The sequence below is a fragment of the Pseudomonas sp. LBUM1655 genome (assembly GCF_059716085.1).
In genome coordinates, this window is the sequence record NZ_CP166801.1 from 5,174,489 (window position 1) to 5,193,879 (window position 19,391).

Annotated in this window: 18 protein-coding genes and 1 riboswitch; of the genes, 8 read left to right on the plus strand and 10 right to left on the minus strand. The window is 59.3% G+C overall.

The window, feature by feature from the left end:
- Window positions 1-138 precede the first annotated feature (138 nt).
- The 4 genes from ACA074_RS23120 to ACA074_RS23135 form a co-directional block, all read right to left on the minus strand.
- Entirely contained in the window at window positions 139-1,503 is a 1,365-nt protein-coding gene (locus tag ACA074_RS23120) for a DUF1329 domain-containing protein (protein WP_187678019.1), read from the minus strand.
- A 27-nt stretch (window positions 1,504-1,530) separates the two neighbouring features.
- Window positions 1,531-3,420, minus strand: coding sequence for a DUF1302 domain-containing protein (locus ACA074_RS23125; protein WP_187678020.1), 1,890 nt, complete (start codon window positions 3,418-3,420; stop codon window positions 1,531-1,533).
- A gap of 336 nt (window positions 3,421-3,756) precedes the next feature.
- Window positions 3,757-5,439, minus strand: coding sequence for a fatty acid--CoA ligase (locus ACA074_RS23130; protein ID WP_187678021.1), 1,683 nt, complete (start codon window positions 5,437-5,439; stop codon window positions 3,757-3,759).
- A 145-nt stretch (window positions 5,440-5,584) separates the two neighbouring features.
- A complete protein-coding gene (locus ACA074_RS23135) occupies window positions 5,585-6,214 on the minus strand; it encodes a LysE family translocator (RefSeq protein WP_497677880.1) in 630 nt (209 codons plus the stop codon).
- Between the two features lie 91 nt (window positions 6,215-6,305).
- Between ACA074_RS23135 and ACA074_RS23140 the strand changes: the two genes are divergently transcribed.
- The 3 genes from ACA074_RS23140 (at window position 6,306) to ACA074_RS23150 (ending at window position 9,150) form a co-directional block, all read left to right on the plus strand.
- On the plus strand, window positions 6,306-7,271 hold the full coding sequence (locus tag ACA074_RS23140; RefSeq protein ID WP_497677881.1) for a 2-hydroxyacid dehydrogenase: 966 nt from the start codon (window positions 6,306-6,308) through the stop codon (window positions 7,269-7,271).
- Window positions 7,272-7,303: 32 nt separating this feature from the next.
- Window positions 7,304-8,302 (plus strand): methyltransferase, encoded by a 999-nt coding sequence (locus tag ACA074_RS23145; protein ID WP_497615338.1) that lies wholly within the window; start codon window positions 7,304-7,306, stop codon window positions 8,300-8,302.
- Between the two features lie 50 nt (window positions 8,303-8,352).
- Window positions 8,353-8,477: riboswitch (yybP-ykoY riboswitch) on the plus strand.
- 88 nt (window positions 8,478-8,565) lie between these two features.
- A complete protein-coding gene (locus tag ACA074_RS23150; RefSeq protein ID WP_497677882.1) occupies window positions 8,566-9,150 on the plus strand; it encodes a TMEM165/GDT1 family protein in 585 nt (194 codons plus the stop codon).
- 194 nt (window positions 9,151-9,344) lie between these two features.
- On the opposite strand, the gene ACA074_RS23155 is transcribed toward ACA074_RS23150, so the two are convergent.
- The gene (locus tag ACA074_RS23155; protein WP_187678026.1) at window positions 9,345-10,163 is read right to left on the minus strand and encodes a M48 family metallopeptidase; all 819 of its coding nucleotides are present in this window, start codon (window positions 10,161-10,163) and stop codon (window positions 9,345-9,347) included.
- Between the two features lie 262 nt (window positions 10,164-10,425).
- On the opposite strand from ACA074_RS23155, the gene ACA074_RS23160 reads away from it, so the two are divergent.
- The gene (locus ACA074_RS23160; protein ID WP_497615339.1) at window positions 10,426-12,567 is read left to right on the plus strand and encodes a methyl-accepting chemotaxis protein; all 2,142 of its coding nucleotides are present in this window, start codon (window positions 10,426-10,428) and stop codon (window positions 12,565-12,567) included.
- A gap of 15 nt (window positions 12,568-12,582) precedes the next feature.
- Here the strand turns inward: ACA074_RS23160 and ACA074_RS23165 are convergent, their stop codons facing one another.
- From ACA074_RS23165 to ACA074_RS23175, 3 genes are read right to left on the minus strand one after another with little or no spacing between them, the layout of a single operon-like run.
- Window positions 12,583-13,206, minus strand: a complete 624-nt coding sequence (locus tag ACA074_RS23165; RefSeq protein WP_497677883.1) for an SOS response-associated peptidase — start codon at window positions 13,204-13,206, stop codon at window positions 12,583-12,585.
- Window positions 13,207-13,242: 36 nt separating this feature from the next.
- Window positions 13,243-13,503 carry a putative signal transducing protein gene (locus tag ACA074_RS23170; protein WP_187678029.1) on the minus strand — a complete coding sequence of 87 codons (261 nt, stop codon included), beginning with the start codon at window positions 13,501-13,503 and terminating at the stop codon, window positions 13,243-13,245.
- A 9-nt stretch (window positions 13,504-13,512) separates the two neighbouring features.
- Window positions 13,513-13,695 (minus strand): CPXCG motif-containing cysteine-rich protein, encoded by a 183-nt coding sequence (locus tag ACA074_RS23175; RefSeq protein ID WP_489881046.1) that lies wholly within the window; start codon window positions 13,693-13,695, stop codon window positions 13,513-13,515.
- 141 nt (window positions 13,696-13,836) lie between these two features.
- On the opposite strand from ACA074_RS23175, the gene ACA074_RS23180 reads away from it, so the two are divergent.
- Complete coding sequence (locus ACA074_RS23180; protein ID WP_489881045.1) at window positions 13,837-15,000, plus strand: 1-acyl-sn-glycerol-3-phosphate acyltransferase; 1,164 nt, start codon at window positions 13,837-13,839, stop codon at window positions 14,998-15,000.
- A gap of 155 nt (window positions 15,001-15,155) precedes the next feature.
- Here ACA074_RS23180 and ACA074_RS23185 read toward each other — a convergent pair whose 3' ends face one another.
- A complete protein-coding gene (locus ACA074_RS23185) occupies window positions 15,156-15,434 on the minus strand; it encodes a hypothetical protein (RefSeq protein WP_095190593.1) in 279 nt (92 codons plus the stop codon).
- Window positions 15,435-15,625: 191 nt separating this feature from the next.
- Between ACA074_RS23185 and ACA074_RS23190 the strand changes: the two genes are divergently transcribed.
- Window positions 15,626-15,832 carry a hypothetical protein gene (locus tag ACA074_RS23190; RefSeq protein WP_047296561.1) on the plus strand — a complete coding sequence of 69 codons (207 nt, stop codon included), beginning with the start codon at window positions 15,626-15,628 and terminating at the stop codon, window positions 15,830-15,832.
- 263 nt (window positions 15,833-16,095) lie between these two features.
- On the opposite strand, the gene ACA074_RS23195 is transcribed toward ACA074_RS23190, so the two are convergent.
- The gene (locus ACA074_RS23195) at window positions 16,096-16,680 is read right to left on the minus strand and encodes a YajG family lipoprotein (RefSeq protein ID WP_007912832.1); all 585 of its coding nucleotides are present in this window, start codon (window positions 16,678-16,680) and stop codon (window positions 16,096-16,098) included.
- A 205-nt stretch (window positions 16,681-16,885) separates the two neighbouring features.
- Between ACA074_RS23195 and ACA074_RS23200 the strand changes: the two genes are divergently transcribed.
- Together ACA074_RS23200 and mqo are read left to right on the plus strand one after the other, a co-directional pair.
- Complete coding sequence (locus ACA074_RS23200) at window positions 16,886-17,119, plus strand: hypothetical protein (protein WP_497677884.1); 234 nt, start codon at window positions 16,886-16,888, stop codon at window positions 17,117-17,119.
- A 706-nt stretch (window positions 17,120-17,825) separates the two neighbouring features.
- Window positions 17,826-19,334: a malate dehydrogenase (quinone) gene (gene mqo / locus ACA074_RS23205; RefSeq protein ID WP_187678032.1), complete on the plus strand. Its 1,509-nt coding sequence runs from the start codon at window positions 17,826-17,828 to the stop codon at window positions 19,332-19,334.
- Window positions 19,335-19,391: the final 57 nt, after the last annotated feature.

Genomic DNA, 19,391 nt, shown 5'->3' on the forward strand with positions numbered 1-19,391 from the left:
GATGTCCGCAGACTAGCGTTAATCGAACCGGTTATGAAGGTTGCCGCTACAAATGGCTACAAAAAAGCTACAGACAAAAAAACGCCCCGAACCGGTCGGGGCGTTTTCACGAGGATGCGGCCTCGGATTTACAGCGGATTAGCGAACACCGTCCTGACGCAGAGCGGCCGGGGTGAAGTCGCTGGTGGTGGCGGTGAAGCCGAAGTCATACGCCTGCTTCTCTTCGTTCTTCATGCCCAGTGCCAGATAGCGGCCGGACTGCAGGTCGTAGAGGGTTTCCAGCGCGTACCACGGCACTTGTTTGTCGTAGTAGTTCTCGGCGTGCGCCTCGGCTACGCGCCACAGTTGACCGCGACCGTCGTAGTGGTCGATGACGGCTGCTTGCCAGGTATCTTCATCGATGTAGAAGTCACGCTTGGCGTAGATGTGGCGCTGACCTTCCTTCAGGGTTGCAACCACGTGCCAGACGCGACGCAGCTCGTAACGCGCAAGATCCTGGTTGATGTGGCCGGCCTTGATGATGTCGGAGTACTTCAGTTTCGGATCGTCGAGCTTGTAGCTGTCCGAGGCGATGTACATCTCTTTCTTGCCTTCAAGCTTCCAGTCGTAGCGGTCCGGCGCACCGTTGTACATGTCGAGGTTGTCGGAGGTCCGCAGGCCATCCGCCGCAGTACCCGGGCCGTCATAGGACACTTGTGGCGCACGGCGCACACGGCGCTGACCAGCGTTGTATACCCACGCCGAACGTGGTTCTTTCACCTGGTCGAGGGTCTCGTGCACCAGCAACACACCACCGGCCAGACGTGCCGGCGCGGTCACTTTCTGCTTGAAGTAGAACAGGATGTTGCCCGGGTTTTTCGGGTCGTAGTCCTTCATCTTGTCGCGGAACACGAACTGGTCCTGGAAGTACACCAGACTGTACGAGCCATTCGGCTGTGGCGTCGCCTGGGTCACCAGACGGGTCACACTGCCGCCGCGATAGCGGGTGATGTGGTTCCAGATGACTTCCACACCGGTTTTCGGAATCGGGAACGGCACGGCGGTTTCGAAGTTTTCCAGACCGTTGCCACCGGACACCAGATTGGTGGTCGTGGCGTTTTTCTTGATCGAGGCGAACACCTCATCCGGCACGGTGGCGCCGCGATGGGACGGATACACCGGCATTTTGAAGGTTTCCGGGTAGCGCTTGAACATCGCGTACTGGCCCGGTGCAAGTTTGTCCTTGTACTTGTCGGCATCTTTCGCGGTGATGGTGAACAGCGGCTGTTCACTGGCGTACGGGTTGGACAGGAAACCTTTGCTGTCGACGCTGCCGGCATTCTTCGGCAGCGGCTTCCAGGCCGGAATCGAACCGTCGGCATTACCGGCCATTTCGGCGCCCATCGGGGTCAGGCTCTTGCCCAACTTGTCGGCTTCGGCAGCAGGCACTGCGGCCATGACACTGGTCGCCAGCAGCGACAGGCCCAAAACACCGGCGTGGAACAGACTCTTTGTTATTTTCATAAATTCGTTCGTCCTGAAATGCAGTGCTTAGAAGTTCACGCCGAAGCTGAGCGCAACGAAGTCGCGGTCATCCACGGTGGTGTACTTGCCGTCGAAGAAGTTGGTGTAAGCCAGGCTCGCGGTGTAGGTGTTCTGGTACTCGGCATCGACGCCCAGGCTGACGGCTTTGCGACCTTCCTCGAAGTTGCCGCCAGGGCCTGGCGAGTAGCCGCTGACGTCGTGCGACCAGGCCACGTTAGGCTTGAGGTTCACACCGGCGAATACGTCGTTGTATTCCCAGATGGCACGACCGCGGTAGCCCCACGACATCGATGTGGTGAAGCCGTCGTTGTCGCAATTGCGGCTGCGGTTGTTCTGCGGCGAACCCGGCCCGGCACCATTGATGGTGCTGGCGTTGAGGATGTTGGCGCAGGTGTTGGTGGTACCCGTGGCCGGCAACTCACCCGGGCCATACACCGGATCGCGGCCATAACGCTTGTCGGACCGGCTTTCCAGCCCGCCGACGTAGGTCGCGCCGACTTCACCGACGAGGGTCAGACGGCTGGCGCCCATGACCTGGTCGAAGAAGTGTGTGAAGGTCGTTTGCAGTTGGGTGATTTCCTTACGCTCGTAGCCATGCAGATCCTGGCCAGGAACGCCAGTGAGCAACGAAGCGTTGGTCAGCGCGCCGCCCAGCGGACGTACCCCGGCGAACAGGATATCGGTGGAGTTCAGTTGCACCGGTGCGTTCGGGCGATAGCTGATCTCACCGCTCCACGCCGTACCGGTAGGCAAGGTGGTGGAGAAGCTCAGGCCGTAGAGGCGAATGTCTTCCGGGTATTCAATGAAGTAATTCGAGTTACCCGCCACCAGCAGTGGTGCGAGGGCAGCGAACGGTCCTGGCAAAGACGCTGCGGTGTTGTAGACCGACTGTGGCGCACCGGTGGCACTGAAGATCGGCGCACGGCTGTGGTAGTTCATGAAGTACGCGCCGAACTCGGTATCCAGTGGCTCGAACATGTACTTCAGGGACGCGCCCCACTGACCGCTGTCACGGGCATCACGATCCGGGCCACGACGCACCAGAACACCTTCCTGGTCTACGTTGACACCGTTGGCAGCCAACGGCCCCAAAGCGATGGCCGGGATTTGTGAACGCTTGTTCAGCACCCGCAGGTTGTCGTTGCAACCGTCGGCAACGATGTCCGGCTGCGAGAAGAACGTGCCGCAGTTGTCGACGACTGTCTGGTCCCACTCAAGCTGATAGAACGCTTCGGCCGAGAGGTTCTCGGTCAGGCTCTGGGACACGTAGAACATGTTGACCGGGATCAGGCCTTCCTTGATCTCGGCGCCCGGACGACGGAATGCAGACACGTCGATCGGGTTGATGGAGTTGATGCCGCCGCCGATGAAGGTACTTTCACCCCAGCTCACCACCTGCTTGCCCAGACGCACGGAACCCGGCTGATCGGCGATGGAGTAGTTGTGGTAGACGAAGGCGTCAAGGATCTGCGCGCCGGACGACTTGGCGCCCTCTTTGCGACCCGAATCGCTGATGTCCTTGAACTCGCGGCTTTCGTCCTTGAGTTCAAAGTCGTACCAGTATTTGCCACGGACGAACACGCCGGTGTCGCCGTATTTCAATTCAAGGTCATGGATACCCTTGAAGATCTTCGAAAAGGTTTCGCCACTTTTGAAGTTGGCGTGGCCGTCGTCGGAAGTCTGCGACAGCCCCTGACCGCCGTTGTTGACGCCGATGAGGTTCTTGTTCGGGCTCTGAGTAGACCAACTGGCACCGATCGACAGGGAAGAGTCGAACTGGCCTTCGATTTCACCGACGTTGAAACTGACGCCGAATGCAGGCCCGGCGAGCGAGGAGGCAAGACTGACCGCCAGAGGCAGTTTCGCCCGGCGCCAGAACTGGTTTACTGAGGTCATCGACGCTACTCCATGTGCATTATTGTTATGGCAGTGAGTACTTTTAAAAACGTCTGAAGGACCGGATGCCAACGGCTGTCCGATGTCACTCCAAAAATGCATCGCCCCGTTTTGTGCGTGTGCCCCGTTCTTAAAAATCCTTGAGCGGACTATAGCCAGCAGGTGGTACTGCTTGATCCCTCTAAAGTGTGATTTGCAGCCGCCAACCACTCTGGAACAGTCCTTTCGCCAGTCCGACAGATGTCGGCACGGCAAGGATGGCTGATTTTTTCGATTTCACAAGCCAAGCGCTTGCTTGGTGGGTCTGGCGCGCCGTTTTCGGCGCGCCAGAGACACTTAAAGTGTCGAGAGGAAGGTGCTGTTATTGGCCTGCCATTCGGTGATGTCGAGGCGGATGCGCTTCTTGTCGAGCTTGCCGACGCTGGTCTTGGGAATTTCCGTAACAACAGCGATCTGGCTTGGAATCGCCCACTTGCTCAGGTGCCCCAGTTCGACGAACGGCTTGAGGTGTTCCTTGAGCTCACGTGCCCCGATTTCATGACCTTCGCGGATCACCAGCAGGGCAAACGGGCGCTCGCCCCACTGCGGATCGGCGATGCCCACCACTGCTACTTCGCGTACCGCCACATGACGGCTGATCAGGTCTTCGAGGTCGAGCGAAGAGATCCACTCGCCACCGGTCTTGATCACGTCCTTGATGCGGTCGCGGATGTCGATCACGCCCATGCTGTCGAGCGTCGCAACGTCACCGGTGTGCAGCCAACCGCCGGCCCACAGCTCGGCGCCCTTCTGCGGCTCGTTGAAATAGCCTTCGGTCAACCACGGTGCGCGCAGCACCAGCTCGCCCTGAGTCTCGCCGTCCGCCGGGAGAAAGTTGCCCTCAGCATCGACGATGGCAGCTTCCACCAGCGGCCCCGGCACACCGGCCTTGATCCGATAAGTGGTGCGTTCGTCTTCGGTGCCAGCCATCAACTCATCGTTGAGGTGCGCACATGAGACCAGCGGCCCGGTTTCCGACATGCCGTACGCGGCGGTGAGCTGAATGCCGCGAGCCTTGGCGGTTTCATACAAGGTGCGATTCAGTGCGCTGCCACCAATGACGATTTTCCAGCCGCCAAAATCGTTGCCCTGCGCACCTTTGGCGTTGAGCAGCATTTGCAGGATGGTCGGCACGCAGTGGGAGAACGTGACCTTCTCCTTGCGCCACAGCTCCACCAGAAACTCCGGGTCGTAACGTCCCGGGTAAACCTGCTTGAGCCCAAGCATGGTCGCCACGTAAGGCAGGCCCCAGGCGTGCACGTGAAACATCGGCGTGATCGGCATGTACACGTCGTTGGTGCCGAGCAGGCGCACGCTGTCGATCGAGCCCATGATCGTCGACACGCCCATGGTGTGCAGCACCAGTTGCCGATGGGTGAAGTACACGCCTTTCGGGTTGCCGGTGGTGCCGGTCGTATAGAACGTGGTGGCGACCGAGTTTTCGTCGAAATCCTGGAAATCGTACTGCGGGCTCGCGGCGGCCAGCAGTTGTTCGTACTCGCCGACCAGATTTGGCAGCTCGGCGGTTTTTTCCGGCAGGTCGGTCAGCAGCAGGGTTTTGTCGACCGTGGTCAGGTGCGGCGCGATGGCCTGGTACAGCCCGACGAACTCGCTGTTGACCAGCACAAAGCGGTCCTCGGCGTGGTTCATGGTGTAGAGAATCTGTTCCGGCGAAAGACGCACATTGATGGTGTGGATCACCGCGCCGATCATCGGAATGGCAAACATGCATTCCAGGTAACGATGGCTGTCCCAGTCCATCACCGCCACGGTGTCACCGGCCTTGACTCCGGCAGCCGTCAGCACGTTGGCCAGCCTTGCGACACGCTCGATCAGGGTCGGATAGCTGTAGCGCAACTGGTCACGGTAGATGATCTCGCGGGTTTTCTCGTAACGGGCGCCGGACATCAACAGCCGTTTAATCAGCAATGGATACTGGTAAGCCCCATCGGCCGGGGGAATGACGCGAGTCTGCAACATAAGAATCCCTTTTCTGACTGCACGGTGTTAGGCGAAGAGTTTTGTACTCTAGATCGCTTATACGCCAGTCAAATCAGCCGAAGGAATGATTTGCACAGCCGTACAAATGCTAGCTTTGCGCCAGCATTTGCCGCTTTTCTATCGCTCAATGCATCTCGGTAAACGCGATTTTCACGCCGAGAGCGATCAATACCGCACCCATGGTGCGGTCGAACCAGTGGCCCATGCGGGCGAAACCGGCGCGTACGCGTTGTTGGCTGAACAGCATCGCCACCAGGCAGAACCAGACGGCCGTCGCGACAGCCAGATAAACGCCGTAACCGGCCTGCACCGATAGCGGCGTGTGCGGATTGATCACCACGGTGAACAGCGACAGGAAAAACAGCGTGGCTTTCGGGTTCAGACCATTGGTCACGAAACCCGAGGTGAAGGCACCACGAGCGGTTCGCTCACCGGCCTCCTTGTGCAGATCGTCGGTCACGGTTTTTGCCGGTTGCGCGCGCAAGGCCTTGAAGCCGATATACACGAGGTATGCGGCAGCCGCCCATTTCAAGGCGTTGAACAGGACAATCGACTGCGACACGATCAGGCCGATGCCGAGTAGCGAATAACCCACATGCAGGAAAATCGCCGTGCCGACACCCAGTGCCGTCCATGTGCCCGCGCGGCGACCATGGGTCACGCTCTCGCGCACCACCACGGCAAAGTCCGGGCCGGGGCTGGCGACGGCCAGCAGGTGGATCAATGCAACGGTCAAGAACTCGGTCCAGTACATGGGGGCTCCTTTCGGCCAAGCGTAACGTTTTGTTTCATCTGGTAGGCTCGGCAGATTACGCCTTCCGTACAACGCACAAAAGGTACAGTTGATGACGAACCCGCGCCGCGCCGTATTCCTCGATCACCCTTCGCTGGATCTTGGCGATCTCGACCTCAGCCCGTTGCGCGCCTGCTTCAGCGACCTGCAACTGTTCGCCCAGACCCTGCCGGAACAAGTGGCCGAACGCTTGCAGGGCGCAACAGTTGCGATCACCAACAAGATCAAGATCGACGCCGCCGCCATGGCCGCCAACCCGGATCTGAAACTGATCCTGATCACCGCCACCGGCACCAACAACGTCGATCTCGCAGCCGCCCGCGCCCACGGCATCACCGTATGTAACTGCCAGGGCTACGGCACCCCGTCGGTGGCGCAACACACGATCATGCTGTTGCTCAACCTCGCTACCCGCCTGTCCGATTACCAGAAAGCCGTCGGTGAAGGTCGCTGGCAGCAGGCGAAACAGTTCTGTCTGCTCGACTACCCGATTGTTGAACTGGAAGGCAAAACCCTTGGCCTGCTCGGGCATGGCGAACTCGGCGGCGCCGTCGCACGGTTGGCTGAAGCCTTCGGCATGCGCGTTTTGCTCGGGCAGATTCCGGGGCGCCCTGCCCGGCCGGATCGCCTGCCGCTGGATGAACTGTTGCCACAGATCGACGCCCTCACCCTGCACTGCCCGCTCAACGAGCACACCCGCCACTTCATCGGCGCCCGCGAACTGGCGTCAATGAAGCCCGGCGCGTTCGTAGTCAATACGGCCCGTGGCGGACTGATCGACGAACAGGCCCTGGCCGATGCCTTGCGCGCCGGTCATCTCGGCGGCGCTGCTACTGATGTGCTGAGTGTCGAGCCACCGAGCCAAGGCAATCCATTGCTGGCCGCCGATATCCCGCGCCTGATCGTCACGCCGCACAACGCCTGGGGCAGTCGCGAAGCCCGGCAGCGCATCGTTGGCCAATTGACCGAAAACGCTCAGGCGTTCTTCAGCGGTAAGGCGCTGCGGGTCGTCAGTTGATAAACTGCGGCACTTTTTTTTGAGGAGCAGTTATGGATCCGCGCAGTGAAGTACTGCTTCGTCAGGCCGAGTTATTTCAGGGTTCACTGTTGTTGGCCGGGTTGCCTGCCGACGATTTGCTCGGGCGCCTGCCCAACGCCTTTGGCTGGTGCTGGCACGCCGGCGACCAAGCCGCGCTCGACGCTCGCTTCGAAGGCCGCAGCCATTTTGGCGTAAACATTCCCGAGCGCGAGTTCGATAGCGCCGTGGTGTTTCTGCCCAAATCCAAGGATCTGACCGATTACGTTCTCAACGCCGTGGCGGCGCGCCTGGCCGGTCGTGAAGTGTTTCTGGTCGGGGAAAAACGCAGCGGCATCGAAGGCGCGTCCAAACAGCTCAACCCGTTCGGCAAGCCCCGTAAACTCGACAGCGCACGTCACTGCCAACTGTGGCAAGTGACGGTCGCTAATGCCCCTGAAGCCAAATCGCTGGAAAGTCTGGCGCAAACCTATGAATTGCCGCTGGCCGAAGGCCCGTTGAAAGTCATCAGCCTGCCGGGTGTGTTCAGCCACGGTCGACTGGATCGCGGCAGTGCCTTGCTGCTGGAGCATCTGGACAAACTGCCAAGCGGTCATTTGCTCGACTTCGGTTGTGGCGCAGGTGTATTGGGCGCTGCGGTCAAACGTCGCTATCCGCACAATCAGGTGACATTGCTCGACGTCGACGCGTTTGCCGCCGCCAGCAGCCGTCTGACCTTGGCGGCCAACGGTCTGGAAGCCGACGTGCTGACCGGCGACGGAATCGATGCGGCGCCCATGGGTTTGAGCGCCATTCTGAGCAATCCCCCGTTCCATGTCGGCGTGCATACCGACTATTTCGCTACCGAGAACTTGCTGCGAAAAGCGGCCAAACATCTGAAAAACGGCGGCGAACTGCGCTTGGTCGCGAACAGTTTCCTGAAGTATCAACCACTGATCGAAGAGCATCTTGGGGTCTGTGCGATCAAGGCCGAAGGCAATGGCTTCCGGATTTACCGGGCCAAACGTGGCTGAAGTTTCTTTTCAAAAAGAGGCTTGCTCTATCGGATTTGCCTAGGCAGAATCCGCTCCGTCCTAGGGGAGTAGTCTCCCACGAGCGCCAAGCTCGTCCGGCATACGTCAACATACTTGATCCTCAGATCATGGCGTATGCGACCCAAGCGTCCGCACCAGACGGATCGCAGGGTTTGACAAGACCTATGACACGCACACCTTACCCGGGGCGGGAAGGCTGTACGTGTCATAGCCGTGTCGACCCGCCCCTTAGGAAAATCCTGATGTTGGACTCGTTACTCGTTCCCACCGCAATCGTTGCCTTGGCCGAAATCGGCGACAAGACGCAACTGCTCGCGCTGATTCTCGCCGCTCGCTTCCGCAAAACCTGGCCGATCATTGCCGGGATTGTCGCCGCGACCCTGGCCAACCACGCAGCAGCCGGCGCGGTCGGTGCCTGGTTCGGCAGTTTCTTCTCGGATTCGGTGCTGCACTGGATTCTCGCCGCGAGCTTCGCTGCCACAGCGCTGTGGACACTGGTCCCGGACAAGATGGATGACGATGAAGCGAGCACTGCGCGCAAATTCGGGCCATTCCTGACCACGCTGATCGCGTTTTTCCTGGCGGAAATGGGCGACAAGACTCAAGTGGCTACCGTCATGCTGGCCGCGCAGTATCCTGAGTTGTGGCTAGTGATTATCGGCACCACCCTGGGCATGTTGATTGCCAACGTGCCGGTGGTATTGGCGGGTAACTTTGCCGCAGACAAACTGCCGTTGACCCTGATTCGTCGCCTGGCGGCTTCGGCGTTCCTGATTCTGGCGATCGTTGCGGTGTACAAGGCGATGCAGAGCAGTGGCTGGGTTTAAACCGGCCTCCTGATCTGACACTGACCTGTGGTGAGGGGATTTATCCCCGATGGGCTGCAAAGCAGCCCCAAAACCTTTACATGCGGCATGTCTGACATTCTGAGACAGCGGGTTTTGGGGGCGCTGCGCACCCCATCGGGGATAAATCCCCTCGCCACAATGAAATCCAATCAACCACAGAAACTGCGGCAGTCTCAGGACTTCGGTGCTTTCTCGTACAGCGGCATGACTTTCGGAATCGCCGCCTGCAACGAAGCAATACGGCTGGTCGACGCCGGGTGAGTGCTCATGAACTCCGGTGGCGAACCTTCCGAGGCCTTGCTCATCTTGTTCCACAGGGTGATCGCCGCGTTCGGGTTGTATCCGGCACGGGCGGCCAGTTCCAGCCCGATCAGGTCGGCTTCGTTTTCGTTGGCACGGCTGTTAGGCAAGGTCATGCCGTAGTTGGCCACGGTGTCGGCCAGCGCCAGGCTGTCCTGACCCAAGCCAAACAAAGCACCCGCACCCTGCTTGGCCATCTCCATACCGTATGCCTTGGACATCGCTTCACGACCATGCTCGCGCAAGGCGTGGGCGATTTCATGGCCCATGACTGCGGCGATTTCATCGTCGGTCAGTTTCAGGCTGTCGATCAGCCCGGTGTAGAAAATGATCTTGCCGCCAGGGCCGCAGTTGGCGTTGAGCTCATCGCTCTTGATCAGATTGACTTCCCATTTCCACTGAGCGGCATCCGGACGGAAATTCGGCGCCTGGGCGATCAGGCGGTTGGCAATGGCCTGAACACGCTTGGCTTCAGGGCTAGTCTTGTCCAGCACGCCTTTGCTCGATGCTTCGCCGACGGTCTTCTGATACGACTGGGCATACATCTGGTCGACCTCTTGCGAGGACAGCATGCTGAACATGTACTGCTTGCGCTCCACGCCCACGGCGCCGCCGCTGGTGGTGTTGACCGACTGACAACCGGCCAGCAACAGCGCTGCGCTCAGTGCACTTACAACCAATGTCTTGTTCATTAAAAAGCTCCCTGAAAACCTGTCGCGTATCGTAGGCGGGTAATTGTATCGGCGCCAGATACAACGGACGTGTTGCACCGACTTTCAGAAGTTTCCCAACCGCGCTGTCGTAAAAAATTCACAGCGACCGGCAAGCCCCGGCAACTACGTCGCATACCGATCCATTTGCGACATCGCCGCCTGATCACGCCTTGCACCACTCATGGCTTATTGCCCGCTGCCGATACAACAGCGCAGACGTCCTCTTGCGTGCGGAGCTCCCATGAAGTTCAAGTCGATCCAGTTTTCCGTCGCCGCTCTGGCCGGCGCCATCGTTCTCAGCGTGGTCGCCGCGCTGGTGTTATATGCGCTGTTCTCCGGCGCCCGCACCCAAGAGATGGTGCAGCAGCGCACCCAGGCCCAGTTCGAGCAAGTCATCGAACAGCGCCTGACTTCGCTGGCGCAGACCCAGGTCAGCCAGATCCAGCGCGAACTCGAAGCGCCGTTGTTGATTGCCGGAGGGCTGGTGCGGGTCAATGCCCTGCTCGGCGCGCCGGGTGCCGATGGCCAGCCGCGACTGACCGTCAGCCGTGAGCAACTGATCAGCCTGATCAAGGAAAACGTCGAAAAGAACCCGAAGATTCTGGGTACTTACATCGGCTGGGAAAAAAACGCTCTGGACCACAATGACGCAGCCTACGTCGGCACTAGCGTAGTCGGTATCGATTCGGCCAACGGGCGCTTCCTGCCATGGTGGTTCCGCAATGACGACGGCACCCTGGGCCTGGACAAACTGGTGGACGTCGACGACCAGAAAGTCCTGTCCACCGGCGTGCGTGCCAGCGAGTACTACCTGTGCTCGAAAGAGAGTAAAAAATCCTGCGTGATCGATCCGGCGCCCTACAAGGTCGGCGACAAGATCGTCATGCTCGCCTCGTTTATTGAACCGATCATGCTCAACGGCGCGTTCCAGGGCATCGTTGGCGCCGACCTGTCGGTGAACTTCATTCAGGAAATGCTCCTCGCGGCCAACCAGAAGCTGTACAGCGGCGCCGGGCAAATGGCCCTGGTCGGCAGCAACGGGCGGATCGTTGCCTACACCAAGGACCCGAGCAAATTCGGCGAGAAGGTCAGCGACATTCTCGACGCCGAGCAGATCGCCAACATGGCCAATCTCAAGCGCGGCGAAGTCACCTACTCCGTCGACAAGGACAAGGGCCGGATCGAACTGTACCTGCCGTTCGGTATCGGCCAGACCGACGCACGCTGGACGCTGATGCTGCAACTGCCGCTCGACGCGGTGATGGCCGACTTGCAGAAACTGCAGGCTGACCTCGACGCCCAGCGCAAATCCGATACCTTCGGCATGGCCATGGTCGGCCTGATCATTGCCGGCATCGGCCTGCTGGTGATCTGGCTGGTGGGCCACGGCATCGCCCGACCGCTGAAGCAAATGGTCGCCATGCTGGATGACATCGCTCAGGGCGAAGGTGATCTGACGCGTCGTTTGAGCAGTGATCGCAGCGATGAACTGGGCTCGATCGCCAAGGGCTTCAACACTTTCCTGAGCAAGTTGCAGGCGATGATCACGCAAGTGGTGACGTCGGTGCAGAGCGTCAGTGATTCTTCCGAACACACGGCCGACATCGCGATTCGCACCAACATCGGCATACAGAAACAAATGGCCGAGATCGAGCAGGTCGCCACTGCCGTGCACGAAATGACGGCTACCGCGCAGGACGTCGCGCGCAATGCGACCCAGGCTGCGCAAGCTGCCAGCCATGCCGATCAGGCCGCCAGCCAGGGCATGCAGATCGTCCGTGATACTTCGAATTCGATTGGCGTGCTAGCTGTGGAAATCGGCAAGGCTGTGGATGTAGTGCAAACACTGGCCAAGGACAGCGAAAACATCAACGCGATCCTTACCGCGATTCGCGGGATTGCCGAGCAAACCAACCTGTTGGCGCTTAACGCGGCCATCGAGGCGGCGCGCGCCGGGGAACAGGGTCGTGGCTTTGCCGTGGTCGCGGACGAAGTGCGCAATCTGGCGCAGAAGACCCAGAAAGCCACCGAAGAAATCCAGTCCATGATTCAGCAACTGCAACAAGGCACCCGCGACGTGGTGCGGGTCATGGAAGACAGCCAGAATCGCACCGACGAAAGCGTGCAGCACGCGGCAAAAGCGGCCGAGGCGCTGGAGACGATTACTCAGGCAGTGTCGGTGATCAATGACATGAACACGCAGATTGCCAGTGCGGCAGAGGAGCAGAGTGCGGTGGCCGACGACATCAACCGCAACGTGATCAATATCGGACAAGTGGCCAATGAAGTGGCGGGCGGCGCGGATGAATCGAGTTCGGCGAGCGCCGACCTGACCAAATTGGCGGAGCAGCAGCGACGGTTGATCAACCAGTTCAAGGTCTGAAAAACGAAGAGCCCCTCACCCCGGAGTCAAACACTCCGGTCCATTGAGCTTCGGATCATTCACCAGATTCGCCAACACCCGCTCGCGCAACGCGGCGGGTTCACTGGCCAGCAACGCCTGCAAGGTATGCAACGGCGTCACGGGATCGAGCCAGGCCGCCTGCCCCGCCTCATCCAGAATCAACGGTCGTCGCTGACTGGCCGCTGACTGAGTGATCACCGCCGTGCTCAGCCACACCTGCTCCTGCACCGGATACGCTTCCCAGATCGCTGCAAAAAACAGCGAAGAGCCCTCACCCGGCGTCAGCCAGTACGGGCGCTTGCGCTGGGTCCCGCGCCATTCATAAAAACCGTTGGCCGGCAGCAGGCAACGACGCAGACGCAAGGCTTCACGAAACATCGGCTGCTCGGCCACCGTTTCCGCCCGGGCGTGGGCCGGGGTACGCGACAGATCGGTCAGCCACGGCGGCGTCAGCCCCCAGCGCGCACGGGCCAGAGTGCGTTCGCCATCTTCACCGGCACGCAGCATCAACACCGAATCGTTGGGGGAAATGTTCCACTGCGCCAGTTGATCGGCAGGAAAACCTGGCAGCGCCGCGAAGTCGCGGTTCCAGCGAAACAGGGCATAACGTCCGCACATGGGGCAACACGACTCACAAATAAAACGAACGTCAGCCTAACAGACCAACGTACCGGGGAAGCTCTCCGGTTCATCGCCGGGTAGCGGCAGCGCGGCATTGTACGCGGTGATCAGCTCAAGGGCGTATTCGGCCTTATCATTGTCGACCGACAGCCCCAACAGGCCAAAGATCGGCAACTCGCCCGTGCCGCCGAGCAGATCCCGCCCCATCAGGTGCGCCTCGATGCCTTCGCTGGCAAGCATGCCCTTGAGCATCTCGCCTTCCATCAGGTTTTCCGGCTCGTAGATTCGCTGCATGGGCGCCCCTCATTCGTTTTCGCTAAGTACATCGAGCATCCATTCAATACCGTCAGTTTGCAGCTTGAATATGATCGGTTTACAGCATACCGGGCAGTCCTCGGTGTACTTCTGATCTCCTCCGGACAAATCCAGAACCGCTTCGCACCTTTCCCCACAATATGGACATTCATAATGCTCGGTTTCCAGCATCGCGGTCTCCCAGGTGACTTGTGCGTATAATCGCCGGTCTATTTGCAGGGCTATTTTTGTCTGGCTACTTTTCAGACCGTGCCCCGTTGGTTTTCGATCAAAACCTTTACTTACCCTAGCCGTTTCCAACAAGAGAGCATGATGGGCGAATTCGATGCCATCCGACCTTACGACGACAGCGAAGTACCTGCGGTACTGGCAAGACTGCTCGGCGACAAGGCGTTTCTAGATATCCTCACCCACTTCCGCTTCCCGCGTTTTGCCGGTGCCTTCGGCTGGATGCTCAAACCACTTATAGCCCATCGGCTGCGTCGTGAGTTCGCCGACGTGACGTCGGTGGCGACCTTGCAGGACAAAGTCGAGTTCTACGTCGACCACACCATCGAGCGCGCCACCGATGGCGTGACCTATACCGGTGTCGAGCAATTCAAGTCCGGCAGCGCGTATCTGTTCATCGCCAACCACCGCGACATCGTGATGGACCCGGCCTTCGTCAACTACGCCGTGTATCACGCCGGCCTGCCGACGCCGCGTATCGCGATTGGTGACAACCTGCTGCAAAAGCCCTTTGTCAGCGATCTGATGCGCCTGAACAAAAGCTTCATCGTTCACCGTTCGATCACCGGACGCCGCGAGAAAATGGCGGCGTACCAATTGCTGTCGGCCTACATCAACCACTCGATCCGCAACGACTGCGCCTCGATCTGGATCGCTCAGGCCGAAGGTCGGGCCAAGGACGGTGACGACCGTACCGAGTCGGCGATCCTCAAGATGTTCCACATGAGCCGCAAGGACGAACCGTTCGGTGAAGTCATTCAGTCGCTGAACGTCACCCCGGTGTCGATCAGCTACGAATACGACCCGTGCGACCAGGCCAAGGCCCGCGAGCTGTATATCCGCGCCACCACCGGCACCTACGCCAAGGCGCCGGGCGAAGATGACGTGAGTATCGCCAAGGGCATCACCGGTTACAAAGGCCGGGTGCACGTGAACTTTGCCGCGCCAATCACCGAGCTGTTCGAAGACACCAAGCAATTGGCGGTCGAGATGGACAAGCAGATTCTCGGCGGTTATCGCCTGTTCCCGGTGCATTACCTGGCGTATGCGCAGTGGGCGGATGCTGATCCGCAGTTGAACGTGCCGAAAGCTGCCAAGGTGTTCCCGGCGGATGAACTGGCCAAGGCGCAGGAAGAGTGGCAGCAACGGTTGGACGCCTGCCCTGAAGAGCATCGTCCGTATCTGGTGCTGCAATATGCGACGCCGGTGCGCAATCAGTACCGGGTCAAGGCTGGGTTGGCGCTGTAAGCGTCTTCGGCCAGAGACAAAACGGCGCCTTTGTGGTGAGGGGATTTATCCCCGATGGGGCGCGAAGCGGCCCCAGGTTTCTGCCTGAGAAATCATGGGCCTGCTGCGCAGGCCATCGGGGATAAATCCCCTCACCACAAGGTTTTGCATTCGCTTCAGAAGCGGGTGCTGACCCACGAAATGAGCAGCGCCAGCCCCAGGCAGGCAAAGCCGAAGCGATAGAAAAACCGGTTCATGCGCAACGTTGCCCAATCGAGGATCGGCTCGGCGTTCGGCTGCGCCTGGCGCTGGGCCGCAATACTGGCCATTGCGCGTTGTTCACGGCGGCGAGTCGCGTGCAGCAGCCAACTGCCCGGGAAGGCCAGCAGCAGGGCCAACAGATTGATCAATTTGGCGGGATGGGCGGTAAACAGCGTCATCAAATGCAGCGACATCACAGACCTCAAACTTAATCGGTGTGGCAGGCGCCAGACCGACGACTGCGGCGGGATTCTACCGAAACCGGCCCCCGACGCCTCCCTTTTACGACAAATAACCCATCAATCGACCGATGGCTGTCCTGTGTCACGGCTTCGTCATTTACATCGGCCACCATGCGCGCCTCGAAACACACATGGAATGCGACATGCTTCACGCTGAAAACCAGGATCGTCTCTACCTCATCACCCCATCCGACGAACAGCAGAGCCTCGTCGGCAGCCTTGCCTTCAATGTTCAGGATCGCCATTGGCTGGTGTATTGCGCACTGGGCGGGCATCAGCATGCGGATTTGCCCGAGACGGATTTGCTGACTGGGGTCAGCGTGCTCGATTTCTATTCGCAAGCTGCGTGAGTCAAGAGCCCCTCACCCTAACCCTCTCCCGGAGGGAGAGGGGACTGACCGAGATGAATATTTAAGTTACGTCGACCTGAAATATCGAGCCGTACTCAAGCCTTGAAAAGCCCCCAATCGGCTCCCTTCCCCCTCGCCCCCCTGGGGGAGAGGGCTGGGGTGAGGGGGATGGATCTTCCAGACAACCCGAATCCAGAACCTGCACACATGAAAAAGCCCGGAGCCATCACTGGCACCGGGCTTTTTTACATCAGCCGAAAGACTTACTCAGCGAGAACCTGCCCAACAGTCGGGTCCTTGAACAGACGCGTCAACGCATCGCTCAACACGTCACTCACCAGTTTGGTGTTGGTTTCCTGATTCGGCGCCATGCCGAAACGCTGGTCCAGCGATGCGCCGTAACGACCGCTGTAGCGGCGGTTGGCGTTCTGTACGTCGGAGCGGAAGGTTGCGCCGATGGTGGCTTCGGTCACGTACATGCCTTCTTTAGGCGACTGATATTTCAGTTCCGCCAGGGTCACGGTCAACTGGGGAGCATTCGGCGCGTTGTTGGTCGGGGTGAACCCGAGCAGACGCACGGCGGCTTCAGCCTGAGCCTGCAACTTCGGCAGGATCTGCTCGCGTTGCACGGTGATGGCGCTGGTTTCCGGGTAAAGACCACCACGGGTGCCCAGGGTTGGCGACGGACGACCGTCAACCACACGCACTACCACAGGCTGGCCACGGCCGACGGCTGGCAATTGCGTGGTCAGCTTCGGTTCCGGACTCAGTTGTTGCGGGCTGTGGGCGCAGCCGGCCAGAGTCAAACCGGCCACAGTGATCAAACCGAACAACAGGCGTTGCAACATGCTCTTCTCTCCAGAATCAGGCACAAACAGGCCGGCAGTATAGCGGTGGGCCACTGCGGGTCACCAGCATCGCGAGGTGAATACTGAAATGTCTGACAAACCCTGTCGAAAGCGGTTCCTGTCACACATTCTTCACCGCCCATACACCTTGACGTCACGGGTCGCTGGCAATCTTCAAACCAGTCCTCCAACAAGGTACTCGGCCATGCGTTATCTGATCTCGTTGTTCGCCCCACGCCCGCTGCACCGCAGCTTCGCCCTGCTCGATCGTAACGGCCATTGTCAGGCGTTCAAGCAGTGCAGCCTGCAACCGATGGGCGATGGCTGGGTCGAAATCGAAGAAATCCGCCTGCAGTGGTTGAACCAGCCGCTGCCCGCCAGCGCCCGGCTCGTACCGCGACAAATGCGCGCACGGGCTCAAGTGCAGTTGACCATCTGACCGGACGGCTAATAAAAGTCATTAAACACAACCAACTCCGCGCATTTCTTCGATACAATCTCCCCCCGATTATAAGGACGTCTCCTGATCGGGCCCCGCAACAGCGTCAATGCGCTTGCATCGACATCAAAAATCGCCCACAGAGAGCCGCCCACACAGATCGAGTGAAGTTGGCGCGCTTGCCTGTTCTTCCGGCAAAACCCCGCTTTTCGCGAATCTGCAGAGCTGTCATGACGCTCGGTCACTGAGCTGTTTTGCCTTCACGGGCACGGTGCCAGGCTTCGACAGCCCTTTTTTGAGGTTCACGTCTTCAAAAGAGCGTGAAAAAAACGGGTTTTCACAACTTCACAAGAGTGTGGCGAGCAAATGAATAGTTTTGCGTCTGAACATGCACCATTAGCGTCTGAAACAGCCCAACGACACAGGACCGGGTACACCTCGAATATCGGAGCCTGAAGCCTGTCCGCTACGGATTTGGTTGCACAAAATGGATGTCTCGACCATAAGTCGAATTGCCAGCCGCGCGCTGAGATGAGTTCATGGAACTCTTGAAGCCTGGCCGCATGCATCCATCGAAGTTGCGAAAAATTGCGAAGATTCGGACATGGCGAACTGACCATCGTTACCTGGGGCATCACTGACCTGCCCCTGAACGCCTGGCAGCCATGCCGACAATTTGGTGCTGCAGATTTTGGAGACGCGTTAAATGGCGCATAACGAAGCAGTCGACGTAGTACTGGTTGGGGCCGGCATCATGAGTGCCACCCTTGCCGTGCTGCTCAAAGAGCTCGATCCGGCGATCAAGCTGGAAGTTGTCGAGCTGATGGATTCCGGTGCTGCGGAGAGTTCCAACCCGTGGAACAACGCCGGTACCGGTCACGCTGGCCTGTGCGAGCTGAACTACACGCCGCAGGCTGCCGATGGCAGCGTCGACATCAAGAAAGCCGTGCACATCAACACCCAGTTCGAAGTGTCCAAGCAGTTCTGGTCGTACCTGACCAAGAAAGGCACCTTCGGCTCGTGCAAGTCCTTCATCAGCCCGGTGCCGCACCTGAGTTTTGTCCAGGGTGACAAAGGCGTTTCGTTCCTCAAGGAACGCTTTGACGTGTTGAGCAAGCACCACGCTTTCTCCGACATGGAATACACCGAAGACAAAGCCAAGATGGCCGAGTGGATGCCGCTGATGATGCCGGGCCGCTCGCCGGACGAAGTGCTCGCTGCCACCCGCGTGATGAACGGCACCGACGTCAACTTCGGCGCCCTGACCAATCAGTTGCTCAAGCACCTGACCAGCGCACCCGACGCCCAGGTCAAATACTGCAAGCGCGTGACTGGCCTCAAGCGTAACGGCAACGGCTGGACCGTCAGCATCAAGGACGTCAACAGCGGCAGCAGCCGTGAAGTCGACGCCAAATTCGTCTTCCTCGGCGCCGGTGGCGCGGCACTGCCGTTGCTGCAAGCCTCTGGAATCGAAGAAAGCAAAGGCTTCGGTGGCTTCCCGATCAGCGGCCAGTGGCTGCGTTGCGACAACCCGGACGTGGTCAAACACCACCAGGCCAAAGTCTACAGCCAGGCCGCCGTGGGTTCGCCGCCGATGTCGGTGCCGCACCTGGACACCCGCGTGGTCGATGGCAAGAAATCCCTGCTGTTCGGGCCATACGCCGGTTTCACCACCAAGTTCCTCAAGCACGGCTCCTTCATGGATCTGCCAATGTCGGTTCGCGCCGGCAACATCGGGCCGATGCTGGCGGTGGCGAAAAACAACATGGACCTGACCAAGTACCTGGTCAGCGAAGTGATGCAGTCAATGGAGCAACGTCTTGAGTCCCTGCGCCGTTTCTACCCTGAAGCGAAAGCCGAAGACTGGCGCCTGGAAGTGGCCGGCCAACGGGTGCAGATCATCAAGAAAGACCCGAAAAAGGGCGGCATCCTGCAATTCGGTACCGAACTGGTGGCTGCGAAGGACGGTTCCCTCGCTGCTCTGCTCGGCGCATCCCCAGGTGCCTCGGTAACCGTTTCGATCATGCTGGAACTGATCGAGAAGTGCTTCCCGGGCAAGGCCAAGGCTGAGTGGGCTGGCAAACTGGCCGAAATCTTCCCGGCCCGTGAAAAAGTACTGGAAACCGATGCTGCGCTGTATCGCAAGATCAACACGCAGAACAACATCGCACTGGAACTGGTTGAAGAAAGCAGCGAGACCCCAAGCTACGCTTGATCTAGCGGCATAAAAAACGCCCCGTACTCAGTGAGTGCGGGGCGTTTTTTTATGCCT

Bases quoted from the DNA above. Each gene is read 5' to 3' on its own strand.
- ACA074_RS23180 (WP_489881045.1), top strand. From the start codon at position 13,837: ATGGGCGAATTCGATGCCATCCGACCTTACGACGACAGCGAAGTACCT.
- ACA074_RS23170 (WP_187678029.1), bottom strand. From the start codon at position 13,503: ATGCAGCGAATCTACGAGCCGGAAAACCTGATGGAAGGCGAGATGCTC.
- ACA074_RS23175 (WP_489881046.1), bottom strand. From the start codon at position 13,695: ATGCTGGAAACCGAGCATTATGAATGTCCATATTGTGGGGAAAGGTGC.
- ACA074_RS23125 (WP_187678020.1), bottom strand. From the start codon at position 3,420: ATGACCTCAGTAAACCAGTTCTGGCGCCGGGCGAAACTGCCTCTGGCG.
- mqo (WP_187678032.1), top strand. From the start codon at position 17,826: ATGGCGCATAACGAAGCAGTCGACGTAGTACTGGTTGGGGCCGGCATC.
- ACA074_RS23160 (WP_497615339.1), top strand. From the start codon at position 10,426: ATGAAGTTCAAGTCGATCCAGTTTTCCGTCGCCGCTCTGGCCGGCGCC.
- ACA074_RS23140 (WP_497677881.1), top strand. From the start codon at position 6,306: ATGACGAACCCGCGCCGCGCCGTATTCCTCGATCACCCTTCGCTGGAT.
- ACA074_RS23135 (WP_497677880.1), bottom strand. From the start codon at position 6,214: ATGTACTGGACCGAGTTCTTGACCGTTGCATTGATCCACCTGCTGGCC.
- ACA074_RS23145 (WP_497615338.1), top strand. From the start codon at position 7,304: ATGGATCCGCGCAGTGAAGTACTGCTTCGTCAGGCCGAGTTATTTCAG.
- ACA074_RS23165 (WP_497677883.1), bottom strand. From the start codon at position 13,206: ATGTGCGGACGTTATGCCCTGTTTCGCTGGAACCGCGACTTCGCGGCG.
- ACA074_RS23200 (WP_497677884.1), top strand. From the start codon at position 16,886: ATGCGTTATCTGATCTCGTTGTTCGCCCCACGCCCGCTGCACCGCAGC.
- ACA074_RS23185 (WP_095190593.1), bottom strand. From the start codon at position 15,434: ATGTCGCTGCATTTGATGACGCTGTTTACCGCCCATCCCGCCAAATTG.
- ACA074_RS23190 (WP_047296561.1), top strand. From the start codon at position 15,626: ATGCTTCACGCTGAAAACCAGGATCGTCTCTACCTCATCACCCCATCC.
- ACA074_RS23155 (WP_187678026.1), bottom strand. From the start codon at position 10,163: ATGAACAAGACATTGGTTGTAAGTGCACTGAGCGCAGCGCTGTTGCTG.
- ACA074_RS23120 (WP_187678019.1), bottom strand. From the start codon at position 1,503: ATGAAAATAACAAAGAGTCTGTTCCACGCCGGTGTTTTGGGCCTGTCG.
- ACA074_RS23195 (WP_007912832.1), bottom strand. From the start codon at position 16,680: ATGTTGCAACGCCTGTTGTTCGGTTTGATCACTGTGGCCGGTTTGACT.
- ACA074_RS23130 (WP_187678021.1), bottom strand. From the start codon at position 5,439: ATGTTGCAGACTCGCGTCATTCCCCCGGCCGATGGGGCTTACCAGTAT.
- ACA074_RS23150 (WP_497677882.1), top strand. From the start codon at position 8,566: ATGTTGGACTCGTTACTCGTTCCCACCGCAATCGTTGCCTTGGCCGAA.